12 protein-coding genes are annotated in these 17026 nt (G+C 59.9%); 7 read left to right on the top strand and 5 right to left on the bottom strand.

Going from position 1 to position 17026, the window contains the following annotated elements; all coding sequences use genetic code 11:
• Positions 1–21 precede the first annotated feature (21 nt).
• The 4 genes from BLT47_RS07020 (at position 22) to fdxA (ending at position 6163) form a co-directional block, all read left to right on the top strand.
• Positions 22–2040 carry a GTP-binding protein TypA/BipA gene (locus BLT47_RS07020; RefSeq protein WP_074663212.1) on the top strand — a complete coding sequence of 673 codons (2019 nt, stop codon included), beginning with the start codon at positions 22–24 and terminating at the stop codon, positions 2038–2040.
• Positions 2041–2061: 21 nt separating this feature from the next.
• Complete coding sequence (locus BLT47_RS07015) at positions 2062–2769, top strand: hypothetical protein (RefSeq protein ID WP_074663167.1); 708 nt, start codon at positions 2062–2064, stop codon at positions 2767–2769.
• A 141-nt stretch (positions 2770–2910) separates the two neighbouring features.
• Positions 2911–5469 (top strand): VanW family protein, encoded by a 2559-nt coding sequence (locus BLT47_RS07010; protein WP_074663164.1) that lies wholly within the window; start codon positions 2911–2913, stop codon positions 5467–5469.
• Between the two features lie 337 nt (positions 5470–5806).
• On the top strand, positions 5807–6163 hold the full coding sequence (fdxA, locus tag BLT47_RS07005; protein ID WP_049618952.1) for a ferredoxin: 357 nt from the start codon (positions 5807–5809) through the stop codon (positions 6161–6163).
• A gap of 213 nt (positions 6164–6376) precedes the next feature.
• Here fdxA and BLT47_RS07000 read toward each other — a convergent pair whose 3' ends face one another.
• Together BLT47_RS07000 and BLT47_RS06995 are read right to left on the bottom strand one after the other, a co-directional pair.
• Positions 6377–7657 carry a Maf family nucleotide pyrophosphatase gene (locus tag BLT47_RS07000; RefSeq protein ID WP_083330149.1) on the bottom strand — a complete coding sequence of 427 codons (1281 nt, stop codon included), beginning with the start codon at positions 7655–7657 and terminating at the stop codon, positions 6377–6379.
• Entirely contained in the window at positions 7654–9363 is a 1710-nt protein-coding gene (locus BLT47_RS06995) for a DUF885 domain-containing protein (protein ID WP_074663161.1), read from the bottom strand. The genes BLT47_RS07000 and BLT47_RS06995 overlap by 4 nt, the downstream gene beginning before the upstream one ends.
• A gap of 202 nt (positions 9364–9565) precedes the next feature.
• Here BLT47_RS06995 and BLT47_RS06990 point away from each other — a divergent pair, with 202 nt between their 5' ends.
• Genes BLT47_RS06990 through BLT47_RS06980 form a run of 3 tightly spaced genes read left to right on the top strand, consistent with a single transcriptional unit; the run spans position 9566 to position 12823 of the window.
• Positions 9566–11068: an adenylate/guanylate cyclase domain-containing protein gene (locus BLT47_RS06990; protein WP_074663159.1), complete on the top strand. Its 1503-nt coding sequence runs from the start codon at positions 9566–9568 to the stop codon at positions 11066–11068.
• Positions 11069–11078: 10 nt separating this feature from the next.
• Positions 11079–11759, top strand: coding sequence for a response regulator transcription factor (locus BLT47_RS06985; RefSeq protein WP_065414880.1), 681 nt, complete (start codon positions 11079–11081; stop codon positions 11757–11759).
• Positions 11759–12823, top strand: coding sequence for a sensor histidine kinase (locus BLT47_RS06980; protein WP_074663156.1), 1065 nt, complete (start codon positions 11759–11761; stop codon positions 12821–12823). The genes BLT47_RS06985 and BLT47_RS06980 overlap by 1 nt, the downstream gene beginning before the upstream one ends.
• A gap of 103 nt (positions 12824–12926) precedes the next feature.
• Here the strand turns inward: BLT47_RS06980 and BLT47_RS06975 are convergent, their stop codons facing one another.
• The 3 genes from BLT47_RS06975 to BLT47_RS06965 form a co-directional block, all read right to left on the bottom strand.
• Entirely contained in the window at positions 12927–13424 is a 498-nt protein-coding gene (locus BLT47_RS06975; protein ID WP_082159927.1) for a GtrA family protein, read from the bottom strand.
• A 28-nt stretch (positions 13425–13452) separates the two neighbouring features.
• Positions 13453–15204, bottom strand: a complete 1752-nt coding sequence (locus tag BLT47_RS09610) for an LCP family protein (protein WP_256332574.1) — start codon at positions 15202–15204, stop codon at positions 13453–13455.
• A 305-nt stretch (positions 15205–15509) separates the two neighbouring features.
• Positions 15510–16955 carry an LCP family protein gene (locus tag BLT47_RS06965; RefSeq protein ID WP_244924509.1) on the bottom strand — a complete coding sequence of 482 codons (1446 nt, stop codon included), beginning with the start codon at positions 16953–16955 and terminating at the stop codon, positions 15510–15512.
• Positions 16956–17026: the final 71 nt, after the last annotated feature.

Below are 17026 nucleotides of genomic sequence, written 5' to 3'. Positions count from 1 at the left end.
GGAAGCAAGAAAGGCACATTTTTGAGCACTCGTAAAGATCTTCGTAATGTCGCGATCGTGGCGCATGTTGACCACGGTAAGACCACCCTAGTGGACGCCATGCTGTGGCAGGGCGGGGCTCTGGGGGATCGCGCGAACCCGGAAAAAACCGGTACGCGCGTTATGGATTCCGGGGAGCTGGAACGTGAAAAAGGAATTACGATTCTGGCTAAAAACACGGCGATCCATTACCGAGGGCCTTCCGCTAGCGAATTTGGGGCACCGGACGGGGTAACGATTAACGTGGTCGATACGCCCGGGCACGCGGATTTTTCTGGAGAAGTGGAACGCGGTTTGTCGATGGTCGACGGCGTTGTACTCCTGGTGGATGCTTCGGAAGGGCCGCTTCCACAAACGCGGTTTGTACTCCGCAAGGCCTTGGAAGCGCACTTGCCGGTGGTGACGGTGATCAACAAGGTGGATCGGCCGGACGCGCGGATTGCGGCAGTGGAAGAGGAAACGGCAGACCTGCTTTTACAGCTGGCTACGGATTTGGACAATCCGGATGAAGAAGCCCTGGAAAAACTTTTGGACGTTCCCGTGATTTATGCTTCGGCGAAGGCGGGTTATGCGTCGCTGCAGCGGCCGGCAGATGGCGAACTTCCCGATAACCCCGATCTCGAACCGCTGTTCAAGGCGATTTTGGAATACATTCCGGCTCCCGAATTTGACGAAAACGCGCCTTTTGCCGCGCAGGTAACCAATCTGGACGCCTCGCCCTTCTTGGGCCGGCTCGCATTGTTGCGTATCTACTCCGGGCGGCTGGAAAAGGGCACCACGGTGGGGTGGGTACGCCACCCGCAGGCAATTGTGGACGGTATTGAAGAACAAACTAGCGCGGAAGAACACCACGCGGAAAGTAAAGCTGCGGCAGCCGGCACCAACGGTACCGCCCCGCAGATTTCTTCCGTGCGGATTTCTGAGCTATTGGTAACCGAAGGGTTGGAGCGTCGCCCGGCACAGAGCGCTTATGCGGGCGATATTGTGGCCGTGGCTGGTATTGATGAGATTACGATCGGCGATTCTTTGGTGGATCTGGAAGATCCGCGCCCGCTCCCGCCCATCCACGTGGATCCGCCCGCAATTTCCATGACCATTGGTATTAATACTTCGCCTCTGGCTGGCCAGGGCGGGAAGGGCCACAAGCTCACCGCTGGGCAAGTAAAGGCCCGCCTGGAGCAAGAAACCGTGGGTAATGTTTCGATTCGGGTTTTGCCTACCGACCGGCCGGACGTGTGGGAAGTGCAAGACCGCGGCGAACTCGCGCTGGCGATTTTGGTGGAACAGATGCGGCGGGAGAATTTCGAGCTGACCGTGGGTAAACCGCAAGTGGTGACTCGCATGATCGACGGTAAACTCCATGAGCCGATGGAGCGGACCACGATTGATGTACCCGAAGAATTCCTGGGTACCGTTACCCAGTTGATGGCGGCTCGCAAGGGACGCATGGAAACCATGGCGAATCATGGGAGCGGCTGGGTGCGGATGGAATTCGTGGTTCCGGCGCGCGGCATGATCGGTTTCCGTTCCCAGTTCCTCACCCAAACTCGCGGTACCGGTATTGCGGCTTCCATTTCTGATGGGTATGCGCCGTGGATGGGGGAGATCGAATCGCGCGCCACCGGTTCTTTGGTGGCCGACCGAGCCGGTCAAGTTACGTCTTATGCTCTGTTGCGGTTGGAGGATCGCGGTACTTTCTTCGTTTCCCCGGGCGATGAAGTGTATGAAGGCCAAGTGGTGGGCGAAAACCCGCGCGATGAGGATATGGACGTGAACGTGGTGCGGGCCAAGGAAATGACGAATATGCGTTCGGCGACGGCGGACGTGATGGAAGTCTTGCAGGCACCCCGGCAAATGACCCTCGAAGAATCCATTGAGTTCGCTTCCAATGACGAATGCATTGAGGTAACTCCGGAGAAGATCCGCATCCGCAAGGTCGAACTATCCGCGGTGGAACGCGGCAAGCTGGCTGGCCGGCGCAAGCGTGCCGCGAAGAAGTAGGGATTGGCTAGGCTGAGACCTATGACCTTTGGTGCGCATACACAACCGCCTGCCGGAGACTCGCCGGCCAGAAACCTGCCTGCTGGAAACCTGCCTGCCGGGGCCTCGCATCTTGAAAATTGGCAGAGCGGGGGCCCGCAAGCGGGAAATCCGCCGGCCAGAAACCCGAACCTGCCGGCCGGCGTGCCGGTGGGCGCCGGTGTACCGGTAGAACCGGGGTTCCCAGCAGGCTCCGCCGTGCCGGCAGCTAATCCGGCCCTGCCGGAAGATCCATACGCGCGGAGTAAATCCCAGCCGGTGTGGTTGCGGGCTCTTATGGGCGCAATTTTGGGTGCCTTTGCGGGCATTTTGGGTGTGGTGACGCATGGCGGAATGGCCGGCCTACCCGGATTGACTCTCAATATGATGTGGGTAGGCCCCATCATTGCTTTCGCGGTGCTCGCCACGGGCGCCTGGTATACGCTCGATACCTGCAAGAATGTGGGCTGGTTGAGTTATTACGTGGTGGCCGAAGCACTCACCTTTGCTTTTATGTGGCGGGCGCCCGCGAACGACGTCGTCTTGGTGAACGCAACGCTGGCAAATATTTGGCTTGTGCTTGCGCCCATCGCGGGGGTGGCACCGCTGGTGGTATATGCCGTGCGGCGCCGCCGCAATCTTCGGCGAGAGCAGCGCGAGCTTTACCGGCAGCAGGAAAACTCCGGCGCGAATATGGCAAAACAGGGCTAATAAGAAGCAGCACGCGAGTGCGCGGTGGCGTCTGCAAGGTGCGCCGCGCCCGCCCCTGCGCGCCGCGAGATCCAGGTGCGTGGGAACGGGGGAACCGCGGCGTAAAAAGGTAGAATCTGGCGCGTAGCAGAGGGAGTTGAAGTGGCAGATTTTGAAAAAGACGGAAACCTTCCGCACTCGGTGCCCGAAAACCGGCCGGAAGCAGCCGCTGAAACGAGGGGTTCCGCCGCACAAGGGCATATAGCTGTACCAGCAGGAGCCGCTGCGCAAAAGCCGACCCCGGAAGCTGGGGAGGGTGCTACTGCGCAAACCGAGAGCCTGCCCGAAGCACGGCCAACCCCCGAAGTAGAGCGTACTTCTGAAACACAGCGAGCCCCCGAAGCAGGGCGCACCTCCGAAACGGAAAATGCCGCAACGCAAAAGTCGGCTGCTGAAACACCGGCTGCGGAAACGCCTGCTGTTGTTGAAACATCGGCTGTTGAAACACCTGCTGCGGAAACGATGCTCCTTCCGGAGCCGCAACCAGCTGCCGCACCAGAGACCGGGCCGGCGGCAAAGCCAGAGGCGGCCATGCAAGCGGCGGCAATGCCTGAGGTAGCCACGCAAGCGGCGGCAAAGCCAGAGGCAGCAACACAAAAACTGCCGGTGGTTTCTCCCTACGCTAGCCTGAGTAGCGAAATTCGCGCGCAGGCCAATAGCGAGGCCACGCAAGCTTTACCTGTTGCCGGTATTACCCCTGGGGCCGGCGGCGCGGGCACCGCGCCAACTGCCGCTTATCCGGCCGCGGCCTATCCGGTTTCCGCAACGGGCAGCGCGGGAGCCCCAACTGTGGCTTACCCGAATGCCGCTTATGCGAATGGTGGCTACCCAGCACCAGGATTGCAAGGGAACGCAGCTCCGGGAGGCGGCGCTCGCCCAGTTCCTGCATCCGCTTCGGCATCCGCGCCCGGCCTCTCGTCCGCACCTGCTCCGGCACCCGCTCCGGGATCCGCGCCCGCGCCGGCACCTGCGGTAGCAAATGCGCCTGCGCGACGTTTGCGCTGGCCGTGGGTAGTGCTCACGCTAATTATCCTGTTGGCCGCGGCCTATACGGGCCTGGCATATTATGCTTCGGGCCGGGTGAGTCAGAATACGAAAGTTGCCGGTATTGAAATTGGTGGCCTCGATCCCGAGGCGGCGCAAGCTACCCTCACCAGCGCGTTTACAGAACGGCTCAATCGGGACGTTACCTACCTGGTAGATGGCCAGGTTTATACGGCCAATCCGGCAAGCTACGGCTTACAAGTAGACGTGCCGCAGACTTTGCGGGGCTTGACTGAATTCTCTTTGGATCCGCGCCAAGTGTGGGCTCACTTTGTAAGCGAACATGAACTTGCGCCCGTATACACTTTTGACGAAGCTCAACTTGCCGCGCACACCGAAGAACTCATGGCGAGCACCGGCACCCCGGCTGTAAATGCCACCTTGCAATACGAGGGGATTGCGCCGGTGATCACGCCCAGCCAGTCGGGGGCGGCCGTGCCGGCAGATGTTGCCCGGCAGGCGCTCTTGGATGGCCCGCTACAGGGTCAGGAAAATGTGGAGCTGGTGGCCCAGCGGAGCGAACCGCAAATTACGGATGCCCTGGCCACCCAAGCGCAAAACGAATTAGCCACACCGCTGGTTTCCGGAGATGTACGGGTCAAGGTGGGAGAAGCCCAAGCCGTGCTCCAACCTGCCACCCTCGCCCAGGCGGCAAGCTTTGCTCCCGGTGAGGCGGGCCTGCAACTCCAACTTGACGGCAAAATCTTGGGAGATGAAGTGCGCAAGCAACTGCCGGATGCTTTGAAGCCGGGTGAAGACGCGCGCATCGAGATCGTGGACCACACCACTCCCACGATTATTCCTTCCGTGGACGGGCAGACGATTGATGATGCGGATCTGGCAGCGCAGGTTTCCCAAGTGGGAATCAAAACGGTAGCGGCGGAACGGGAAGCTACACCGAAAGTGGAAGCAAGTCCGGCGTCGTTCACCACGGAAGATGCCGAAAAGATGGGGATCAAGGAAGTGGTGGCAGAAATTTCGACGCCGCTCACTAGCGATTCGGTACGTACCACGAATTTGCGGGTCGGTTGCCAGAAGGTAGCGGGCACGCTTGTCAAGCCGGGCGAAAAGTTCTCGCTCTTGCAAACTTTGGGGCCGATTACGCACGCGAATGGTTTTGTGGATTCGGGCGTGGTGGCCAACGGTTTCAATGACACAGCGCTGGGCGGCGGGCTGTCCCAGCTGTCTACGAATACTTTCAATATTGGTTATTTGGCTGGTATGGAAGATATTCAGCACAAGCCGCATTCGAAGTATTTTGAGCGCTATCCGATGGGCCGGGAAGCCACTTTGTGGGAAGGTTCGATCGATATGGTGTGGGGCAATCGCACGCCCTATGGCGCGGTGATTGACAGCTATATCGCGAACGGCCAAGTGGTTACTAAGCTTTGGTCCACCAAGTATTTTGACGTGAAGACTTCGACTTCGGCGCCGCGTAACTACACCCAACCCACGATGGTGCAAGATTCTGGGCCGGGTTGCGAACCGCAGGGCCGGGGCGGGCCTGGTTTCACCGTCACGGTGGCGCGGACCGTTACCGACCCGGAAGGGACAGTGGTTGAGGATTCTTCGTACAACTGGACCTACCAGCCCGTCAACGGGCGCACCTGCGACTAAGGTGAGGGGTGTGCCGAGCCCGCGAAATCAGCTAGGCTAACGCGGACAGCCGTGTGACTTGCACGGAAACCTACTTCGCGTTTGGTACCAAGCGCAGGAATACTGGGACAGCTGCGGTGTTTGCAAGAAACGCGAGCAGCAATGCTGCTTGCAGGAAACACGAGCAGCAATGCTGCTCGCAGAAAACGTAGGCAGCCGCGTTGCTTGCAGACGGCACGGCCAAGTTGCTTGCAGACGGCACTGCCGAGAAACACAAGTATCCGCGCGGTGAGCTAGCCGTAGTAGAAGAACTAGCCTTAGTAGTGAGTGAAAAAGTAGCGAGAAGGGAAGTGGACCGGTGGCTTATGTAATTGCGATGCCGTGCCTCGACGTCAAAGACAAAGCATGCGTCGATGAGTGCCCGGTGGATTGCATCTACGAAGGTAACCGAATGCTCTATATTAATCCGGAAGAATGCGTGGATTGCGGGGCGTGCGAACCTGTGTGCCCCACGGAGGCAATCTATTACGAAGATGACCTCCCCGCAGAGTGGAATGTATTTGCAGAGCTCAGCGCCGAATTCTTCACTGATTTGGGCAGCCCGGGTGGGGCTCAAGAAGTCGGGCCGCAAGATTTCGACCCGCCCTATATTGCCAACCTGCCGGCAGACGCGAACGCGGAAATGGTCCGCGCCCACGACGCCGGCGAGCTATAACGCTCACGCGACGCCGGCGGGCTATAGCGTCCACAATGCCGGCGGGCTAGAGCACCCATGTCGCCGGCTTTCTTTTGCGCCCGCCCGGTAGGCGTGCATTGCCAGGTATGCGTGCATTGCCCGGTAGGCGTGCACTGCGCCGTAGCCGGCCGTAGCCGCCCAATCAACCGGCGGCTACGGGGTTCCTACGGGGTTCACACACCACTAGCCGGGCTAGATTTTGGCCGCGAGGGCGCGTACCTGGTGCCAGGAGGCCGCAAAGGACGGTAGCAGGGGCAGCGATTCGACGGCGTCGATATCCACCCACTGCAAAGCAATGGATTCAGCGTCGGGTACCGGGCTCACCTCACCGTCTATACGTGCCACGAAAGTGGTGTATTGCCAATCACCGCGATCTGCCACGTGCTTGGCGCAAATAGAGAGCGCACTAGCTGGGATCCCAGTTTCTTCCCCGAACTCGCGCAGAGCGCCCTCGCGCGGCGTCTCATCCCATTCAATGGCACCGCCAGCTACCGCCCAGGTTCCGCCGCCGTGCGACCACTGCGAACGGTGCTGCATTAAAAGTTCTAACCGGCCGGCCGCGGTGCGCCGGAACGCCGCCACTCCAGCCGCGCCTTTCATACCCCAATGCCGCGTGCCGTCCTGGCTGAGCATAAACCCGTCCGCGCCGTGGCTGTAGCGGCCCTTCCGCGTGGAAGCCAAAAGTTGCGCCGTCCACGCGGGAAGAACCCCGCGTGCCGGGGTTGCCGGCGCCGCCCAAAACTGGGTGAAAGAGAGCCCATATTCAGCGGCCATGCGGCGCAGTAGCGGCAAAGAGAGACCGACGACGCCGTGATAATCGCCGTCGATCTTTTCAATATAAGGCCCGCCCCGGCCATCGGTAGTAAAAGAGCCGGCCACTTCGAGCGGTTCCCCGGTGGCAATATAAGCGTCGATTTCCGAATCGGAGAGCGGAGCAAAATGCACACGGGCATGGGAAACAGCACCCAAAGAACGCAAAGTTCCGGCATGCACCAAACAGTGCCCGGTATGTAAAACCCCAGACTTGCCACGCATTTGCCGCAACCGTTCTCGCGCCACCGCAGGAGAATGGGGTTTGCCGTGCACTTCGCCCGCAAATTCAAACATAGAATCGCAACCCAGCACAAAATCGGCGGCCGGCTGCGCCGCTGCCGGCAAAGCGCCAGCTACAGCACGCGCTTTAGCGGAAGCTAGGGCGAGTACTTTTTGGGCCGGGGAGGCCCCGCCGCGTTCCAAACGCGCCAGCAAGGCCTCCTCATCCACATGTGATACCTGTACCAGCGGTTCCACGCCCGCGGCCTGCAAAGTAGCGAGGCGGGCCGGGGACTGGCTGGCTAAAAGCAACTGCAAACGCGGCAATACCGGGCCGTCCGCAGGGCCGGGCCCGGCCGGGCCCACCCCGGGGAAAACATTTGCCCGGTCTTTAGGTGGGCGCGGGGGAGTAGTTTCGGGTGCTTTTTCTTCCTCGCTCATGCGAGCTCCTGCCGCAAAACGTCGAGGCCCACACCGCCCAAAGACAGTGCTTGCATATGCCAATCCTTAAGATTGAAGGCGCTTCCTTTTTCTTCGCGGGCATGATCGCGCAGCTCATTCCAAATCCGCTGGCCGATCTTGTAGCTGGAAGCTTGGCCGGGCCAACCCAGGTAACGATCCAACTCGTAAGCAAGGAAGGATTCTTCCATCGCCACGTTTTCGCGCAAGAATTCCCAAGCACTGGCATGATCCCAGGGCTTGCCGGTACGGGCGGGCTCGTAGGCAGAACCGGCCGGTTGGACCGCGAACTTGGCCCAATCCCCGCTGTCTTTACCCAGATGCACGCCCATATCAACGATAATCCGGGCCGCCCGCAGCCGTTCCGAATCCAAAACGCCCATGCGGTCGCCCAGATCAGATTGGAACCCAAGTTCGGCCATGAGCTGTTCGGCATACAAAGCCCAACCTTCGCCATGCCCAGAAACCCAGTAGGCTTGCCGCCGCCACGTATTGAGCATGCCCTTCAAATAGACCGCCAAGCCCAATTGCAAATGGTGGCCGGGCACGCCTTCGTGGAACACCGTCGTCTTCTCCTGCCACGTGGAGAACTTGGTAACCCCGGTAGGCACTGACCACCACATGCGGCCAGGCCGGGAGAAATCATCGGAAGGTCCCGTGTAATAGATTGCGCCGGAATCCGAAGGGGCGATCATGCACTCAATCGTCCGCATCGGTTCGGGGATATCGAAATACTTTTGTACCGCTTCCATTGCTTCGTCCGCGGTTTTTTGCATCCACGCCTGCAGTTCTGCCACCGAGTTGAGGGTGTAGCGCTCTTCTTGGTCGAGGCGGTGCATAGCCTCTCGCACGCTCACCCCATCGCCATACAAATCTTTGGCGATCTTGCGTTGCGCCCGGTCGATGCGGCGCAATTCGTGCAAGCCCCATTCGTAGGCGGCATCCAGATCCACCGTAGCGCCTAAGAATTCGCGAGAGTGGAGGGCGTAACGGTCGCGGCCGACGGCGTCGTACGTAACTGCGTGCGGGGCGATCCGTTCCCGTAAGAACTGGGCAAGCTCCCCGTAAGCGCGCCGCGCCGCTTCCTCCCCGGCCTGCAAAGCACGGGCGGTATCCGGCTGGGCCGCCATGCCCGCCTCGCGTAATTTCGCGAAGGAACCCGTGGGGCTCGCTGCCTGTTCGGCCTGTTCAATACAGCGCGTTACCTGCCGTAAGGGGAAAACCGGGCCTTTTTCTAGGCGGAGGCTAAGCGAGGTCTGATATCCAGCTAGCGCCCCGGGCACGGCCTGCAAACGCTGCGCGATAGTTTTCCAATCCTCCCGCGTTTCCCGGGCCATCACATCGAAAACTTCGGAAATACCCTGCACGGGAGAAGCCAAATTGTTCAGCTCGCCCACCGATTCGCCAGCTTCGAACAATTCAATTTCCAAGCCCAGCCGTTCGCGCAGTCCCGCCGCCGTCACGCGGTCGGTAGCGTCCGCTTCCGGTAAAGTAGCAAGCTCGCGCAAGGTGGCGCGGGCCAGGTCAACCTGGGCAGCGATTCCGTCTGGCGAAACATCATCCAGCTGGGTTTCCGGAGCGCCAGCAATGCCCGTATACGTTACGGTTTCTGGCGAAGTATCCAGCTTTTGCTGATAATAGCGTTCCGCAAGCGCATCAATTGCGGTAAATTCACGTTCTGTCTGCACTCCTTTACAATAGTCGTTCCGCTTCGCTTTGGCTTGTGGGGCTTGCAGGTAGGGCTTAGCGGGTGGGCTTGCAGGTAGGGCTTGCAGGAAAAATATGAACCGCTAAAGTAGTGTGTGATGAGTACCACGGCGTGCTAGGCTTTTCTAGTAGAACTCAGCAGTAAACATTCTGAAGACCAACGTGTTTGAAGGGAGGAGTGCTTTGCCGGAACAATTCGCGTTGCCGCAAGGTATAGCCACGCCAGCCGCAGCAACGCATACAGGGCATACACCTTCAGAGCATCCGGCGCCCACCGCGCAGCCAGCTAACACCGCGCAGCCAGCTAACACCGCGCAGCCAGCTGCCGCCGCACAAGCAGCGCCTACGGCACCCTCCGCAAGCACTACTACGGGTGCGCAGGCGCCGGCAAGCCCCAAATTGGTTTCCCCGCAACGTTTGATTGACGAAGTGATGGGCCCGGGCCCCGCGAACGGTGCAGAGGCGCTCAAAAATGCGGGGAAAACGGAACATTTTGCACGTTTTGCGGAAAAGGAGCGCCGCCGCGCTACCCGGCCCGGCCGTTTGCACACCACCGATGTTGATGAATCAGCACGGATTGCTAAAAGCCAAGTTGAAGCTTTTGAAGATGGTGGTGTGCTCGATGAAAAACACGGCGGGCCGCGTTCGGAACGGGTGCGCCGGCACGTGCGTCAATTGGAAGGCGGCGAACCTACTTATACTTTGCGGGAAGCTGGCGAAATCACGGGTATGGGTGCGGAAGCCGTGCGCCGCATGTGGCTGTCTCTGGGTTTCCCCACGATTGCTGACGAAAACGAGCGGGTTTTCACCAATTTGGACATTATGGAACTGGCTCGCTGCGCGGAGGTTATCGAGGAAGGTTCCCTCAACCAGGTGGCGGTGAATGCACTTTTGCGGGCCAGCTCCCACACTTCAGACCGGCTGTTGCAGTGGCAGCAAGAAACTTTGGTGGAACTGGCCGGCCGCGAATACGGGTTCACGCCGGTAGAGGCCCGCAGTTGGGTGCTCGACCATTTCATGGACTACGAGCGCCTGCTCCAAGAAATCCTCACTTATTCATGGCGCCGCCAGCTAGCGGGCTTGCTGCGCCGCTCCGAAGCCGAACTTTCCCAACTGGAAACGGCCAATGTGGATTCCCTGGAGCTGAACCGCGCCGTCGGCTTTATTGACCTGGTGTCCTTTACGAGCCGTACCGAAAGGCTCAACCCAGGCGAGTTTATGGACCTGATTGAGGCCTTCGACTACACCTGCCGAGACGTTATCGTCAGCGGCGGAGGGCGCGTGGTGAAAACCCTCGGCGATGCCTTCCTGTTTATTGCCGACGACGTCGTTACCGGTGCGAACGTGGTTTGTGACGTGGTAGACGCCTTGGGGGCGATACCCGAAATGCCGGCCGTGCGTGCCTCGCTCACCTGGGGGCCGGTATTGGCCCGCTTCGGTGATGTTTTTGGCGCGCCGGTGAACCTGGCTTCTCGTTTGGCGGACGTGGCCAGCCCGGGCACGATCCTGACTTCCAAGCAAGTGGCCCAGATTTTGCAGATGGTGGCCGAGGGGCAATTTATGGCTATCGGTGTGGGTTCGCCGGAGTTGCAAGGCTTGGGGGAAGTGGCAGTAGTGGAGTTGCGGCGCGTGGCCGCGGCTGATGAAGACTTTGCGGATACTGATTTTCAGCCGCATCTGCCTTAGAATTGACCATGTGACGAACCTCTTGTTAGTGGAAGATGACGCGGCTATCTCGGAGCCGCTTTCTCGCGCTTTATCGCGCGAAGGATATACCGTTCGCCTGGCCGCAACTGGCAAAGAAGCCGTGGAAGCCATGGGGAAAAGTACGGATTTGATGGTGCTCGATTTGGGCCTGCCGGATATGGACGGCTTGGAAGTGGCCCGGTATGCTCGCCAAAATGGTTTCACTTTCCCCATTTTGATTTTGACGGCCCGTAGCGAAGAAGTCGATATGGTGGTGGGCTTGGATGCCGGAGCCGATGATTACGTGACCAAACCCTTCCGGCTCGCCGAACTTCTGGCTCGCGTGCGGGCACTCTTGCGCCGCACTGATCCTCCCGAAACGGCGCCGCACGAATTAGCTGCTCAAGACATTGTGATTGATACGGCCGCTTACCGGGTTACCCAAAACGGGAAAGAACTTCCGCTCACCAGCAAAGAATTCCACCTGCTTTCGGTACTTATTCGTAACGCGGGCAATGCGGTTTCCCGTGAGGAACTCTTGCAAGAAGTTTGGGGCCCGGAAAACGCCGAATCCACGAAGAAGCTCGATATGCATATTTCCTGGTTGCGGCGCAAACTCGGAGACGACGTGGACCACCCGCGCTATATTTCGACCGTGCGGGGAGTGGGTTTCCGGTTTGAGGACCGCTAATGCGGTTACGCGCAGTATTACTCTGCGTCACGGTAGCGGGCGTAGCGGGAGCGTGTACAGGTATACCGCTCCTGCTGCTTCTTGACCACTATTCGCGTACCGGTTGGGACCGGCCCACCGCCGTGATCGGCCTGGCCATCGGTATTTTTCTGGTGAGTCTGGTGGTGGGCGGGCTGTTCGGCGTCGTCGTGGCACGCCGCGAATCGCGCAAACTAAGCGCCCATCTGATCTATTTGGCAGCCGCCGCGGAACAGCTCGGTGCCGGGCAAACCCGCCCGCGCATGAAACCTTCCCGGATTGAAGAAATAGATCTTGTGTACCAGGAAATTCAGCGTGCCGCCGACCGTTTCGCGGGGCGTCTTTCCGCCGAACGCCAGTTTTCGGCAGACGCTTCGCACCAGTTGCGCACGCCCCTCGCTTCGCTTTCCATGCGGTTAGAAGAAATTCAGTATCTTTCCGACGACGCCGCGGTAAGCCAGGAAGCTACCCAATGCCTGGAACAAATAGAACGGCTCACGCAGGTTATTGACGATTTGCTGGCCCGTTCCCGGCAGGAAAGCGCGGGCACGGAAGCGGTGGCGCTAGAACCGGTTTTCGCGCAACAAAAAGCGGAATGGGAACAGGCTTTTGCAGCCGCGGGCCGGAAAGTGGAATTCGTGGCGGCCAGCCACGGCCCGGTTTTAGCCAGCCCCTCCGGGCTTTCCCAAATTATTGCCACCCTGGTAGAAAACTCCCTCAAATACGGAGCGGGAACCACCACGGTGAGTTCGAAAAATGTGGGCCAAGGTGCCGTAATCAGCGTGGCTGACGAAGGGGAAGGGGTGGCCCCAGAAATTGCCGAAGCGGTTTTCACGAAAGGTTTTTCTACCGGCGGCTCTACCGGGATAGGCCTACCGCTGGCTCGCGATATGGCCGAAAGCTTTGGCGGGCGGCTGGAACTAACACAAAAACAGCCCCCGATTTTCACGCTCTCGCTCCGTGCCCTGCCCGAAGAACTAGATCCGCGGCGAGTAATGCCCAGCGGAGGCGTAATTTCTGTGGGCGCGCGGCGGCGACGCTACTGAACGCCTGGACAGCCTGGACAGCGTGGCGGGTGGTGCGGAACCCCTGGACGGTGTGGCCGGTCGGTACTGAGGGGCGGTACTGATCTGTGGCAGGTGCGGGGCGTTATTTATCTGTGGCGGGCGTGGCCGGCGCCGCGAAGACCACGGTTTTATACATGACGTACCGGAAGGCAGTGCCAAGCACCAGGCCAACGATATTGGCGGAAATATTATCGGCCAGGGCAGAACGTAAGCCCAGCACGTAACGCGAAAATGCCAGGCAAACCAAGGCAATCAGCATCCCGCCAATATTCACGAGCGCAAATTGGGTGAACTCGCGTGGTTTATTGTTAGTGCGCACCTTCCGGAAAGTCCACAAACGGTTGGCCACCCAAGAAAAAATTACGGAAACGCTGACGGAAATAGTTTTCGCCGTCATGGACGGATCACCGGGAAGCTGCACGATACCGGCGTGCGCGAGCAGGTTGAAGAGCCCTACATCTACCACGTAGGAAGCGAGCCCAACCGTGCAAAACTGCAAAAACTCGATGAACCACTCACGAAAAGACTGGCCTTTAAGGAACTTATCGACCAGTTTCTGGAGACCTGCGCTAACTGCCACGGCTCTCAGTGTAAGCGAGCCGGAGAGGTTAGGGCTGGATATCGATACCTATGGCTTCGGCCTGGGTGATCGTACCTTGGCGTACCTTTTCGAAGAATTCGGGAGTGCGCTGCGGGTCGAGCAACACATTGGATTGCCCGTTGGCACGGTAGTTGAGATCCGCGATGGGTGGCACTCCGGAAACCCCGGATTCGCCGAGCACGGAACGCAAGGACAGGCCCGCGCGGCCAAGGTCTAGCAGGGAGCTATCTTCATCGGTGGTTAGCGCACTGGCCGCCGCACCTACGAGGTCACGTTGCCGCTGGGGATTTACGAGGGTAGAAGCGGAAGCGGCCTTGGAAATCAGCTTCGAAATGACTTGGCGTTGCCGGTTGGTCCGCCCGATATCGCCCAGCGGATCAGATTTACGCATACGGGAAAATGCGAGGGCGGTGGAACCATCCACATCATGGCAGCCGGCCGTCCATTCCATCCCGGAATCAACATCCGAAACATCGGCGTCGTAACACAGGTTGACGCCGCCTACCGCATCTACCAGGTTCGCTACTCCGCCCATCGAAACCTGAATGTAGTGATCAATATTCAGGCCCGTAAGGTTTTCGACCGTGGCCACGAGAAGTGGTTCCTCACCCAGCGCGAAAGAAGAATTGAGTTTGCCATGCCCGTGGCCGGGGATTTCCACATACGAATCACGCGGCAAAGAAATTAGGGAAGTGGTGCCGGAGGCGGGGACGTGCAAGATCATGATCGTATCGGCACGGTGGCCGCTAATCGCCCCAACCGCGCCGGCACCATCTACATCCGAATCGCCTTCCCGCGCGTCCGAACCCACAATTAGGTACGTGGTGCCGGGAGTGTTGCCGGAATTGCTAAGCGCGGCCACATGGTTCATTTTTCCCGAACCATAAACGTACAAATATGCAACCCAAGCCACCACGAGCGCGATTACCAGCAAAAAGACCAGCAAAACGCGCCGCCCCCAATGCGGCCGGCGGCGAGCTGCCGCTGCCCCAGGGGTGCCGACGCTGGAGCCCGCGCCACTACCTGCGCTCGGCCCGCCGCTGTAGCCCGCGCCATAGCCTCCGCCGTAACGCCCGGCGGAATTGGCACCTACGCCGGCGTTTTGGCTCGCCCGCGGGTGGGAGCTGAAACTCGCGCCGGGGCCAGCGCCGGGCCACCCGTGTTCACCCGGGCCACCTGCCCGCTGCGCGGCAGCATCGTCTGCGCGCCGGGCCGCCTGGCCGCCCGGGAGGAAAGCCGGTGGTTGCGAGCCGGCATAGCGTTTGCCCGCAGCGCGCGCATCAGCCTGGGACAGTCCAGCCGATGCGTCTTCGCCCGGCTGTGCACTGCCGCGCCGGGAAGGCGCATAAGCATCGCCGAAGAATTCCGGATCGCCGTAGATATTCCCGGGCGTGGCGTTCGCGTTGTTTTCGCTCCCCATAATGGAAGTGCGCCGCACCTGACCAGCGGGCCGGCGCGGGGCGCCGGCCCGCTGCCCGGCTGCCGTGAGATTTTCTTCCATTTGCGCGCTCGGCCGCCATTCTGCCCGTGGGCTGGGGGCCTGTTGCCAGCGCGGATCGGGAAGCTGTTCGCGTGCTAGTTTTTCTTGCCGGCGGCGCAGTTCTTCGCGCCGGGCGGCCCGTGAAGCGCCAGGGTTGCCGCCAGCATTCGCAGCGCCAGAATTAGCAGCTGCCCCGCCGCGCGCGACCCGTTGGGCGCCCGCCTGGTTAGGGCGCGGGCGGCGCCGCTTAGGTTCAAACGAGGGCGGTTGTTGATTCATGAGGGACACCTGCTAGTTTGCTAATTGTTTCTACAGTTGTGGTTAAGGATAGTGTGGCGATCTCGCGATGCGCGGGGATCTCTTCCTACGTTTATACCGTATATGGCAGTAATATTCTCTCTTTAACCTTGCCGCAATTCTGCCGCCTTGCAAACCTGCCCGCGCCGGAAACTTGCCGGGCCAGAAATCCGTTTGCGCCGGAAATTCGCTCGCCTTGCAATTCTGCCACCTTGCAAATCCGCCGCCGCCCCAATTCCGCAGGAGCAGCAAATCCGCCAGCGCCGCAAACCCGCGGCGGCGGTTACCTATTTTCTGGGGATAGCGTTTTCCCGTGTGCATACCGGAGTAGTGGGGGAAGGCTGCGGCTCAGTTTGGCCCGCCTCGCCGGCTCCCGCACCACCGGCTCCCGCACCACCGGAACCCGCCTCGCCGGCTCCCGCGTCAGTTCCGGCGCCGGTTGTACCTTCGTTCGTGCCGGGTTGCAGGCCGCCTTCGTGCCCGCCCGGAGTGGAAGAATTGGCAGCCGGTCCGGATGCCGGGTTGCCTGCCTCAGCTCCCGCGCCGGAATTATCCGTGGCGGGGTTAGCGGCGTCGTACCCGCCACCGGCAGGAAGCGGTTCCCCGTTGTTATAACCTGCCGGTTCGTAGGCACGCGGTTCGTTGGCTTCCTCATACATTTCGAAGGGGACGTCATTGTTAATTGCCCACCACACGTATTTCGCGGACTTATCTATTACCACCCGGTTGCCCGAATACTGGAAAGGCATGGTAGCAAAATGGATATTTTTCGGGTCTATTCCGCGCACCGAATTAGCTAGGCCGGCGATTGTGGAGATTTGGCCCAGCCCGGAAGAAACACTCACGGATTGGGAAACGGCGTCTACCACGCGCAAAAGCTGCGGCGCATCTGCCAGCAAGTTTGAGCTGAGCACCTCGTTGGCCACGGCCATCACCAGTTCTTGTTGGCGGCCGATCCGCGAAATATCGGAACCGTCCCCGATCTGGTAGCGGGCACGGGCCAATGCTAGAGCCTGCTGACCGTCCAACAACCGGCAACCGGCCTCAATATCAAGACCAGCTTTTTCGTCGTGCATAGGTTCTTCGAAATACATGGGCACGCCGTTAATTGCGTCCACGCTGGTAATGAAGGAAGCGAAATCTACTACCACGTAGCCGTTGAAACGCAGCCCGGTTTCTTCCTGCAAAGTTCGCATGGTACAAGCCGCCGCAGAAGCAACATCACCGGTTTGCCCGCCGGCCGCAAAAGCGGCATTGAAACGCACATCCGTCATAGCTTTCGTAGTGGTGGTTTCTTCGCTATCCGGGCCTTTCCGGATCGTGCAAGACGGCACATCCACCGCGGTGTCGCGGGGAATGGATACCACGTCAACGCGGCTACGATCAGCCGCAATATGGACGATCATGGTGGTATCGGAACGCATGCCTTCTACTTCGCCGGCCGCCCCCGACCCATCAACATCCGAAGCCCCGGATCGTGCATCCGAGCCGAGCACCAGGAAAGTGAGGGGCTGGCCCGCGGCAATGTCTTGGAGTTCGTTCTCCTTAGTTTCAGGTAAGAGTTTCGTAATATCCGCGCTATCGATATTGCCTTGCACGCGCGACCACAGGTAGCCAGCGGCGCTCCCAAAAGCTAACAGGAGAGCGAGAATAATCAGGCCGAAAATACGCATGATGCGAGGGCCTCGCCGCTTGCCGAGGAGATGTACTGGGGCCCGGTTACTATTCGCCACGCGTCCATCATAAAGGCCTGGAACCAGAAAACGGCGGAAGAAGGGCAGTCTGCAAAGCGATTTTAGAGGAG

Origin of the sequence: Actinobaculum suis (assembly GCF_900102025.1) — a bacterium.
Taxonomy (GTDB): domain Bacteria; phylum Actinomycetota; class Actinomycetes; order Actinomycetales; family Actinomycetaceae; genus Actinobaculum; species Actinobaculum suis.
Note: the sequence above shows the minus strand (reverse complement) of the source record. Positions and strands in the feature narration are given on the sequence as shown.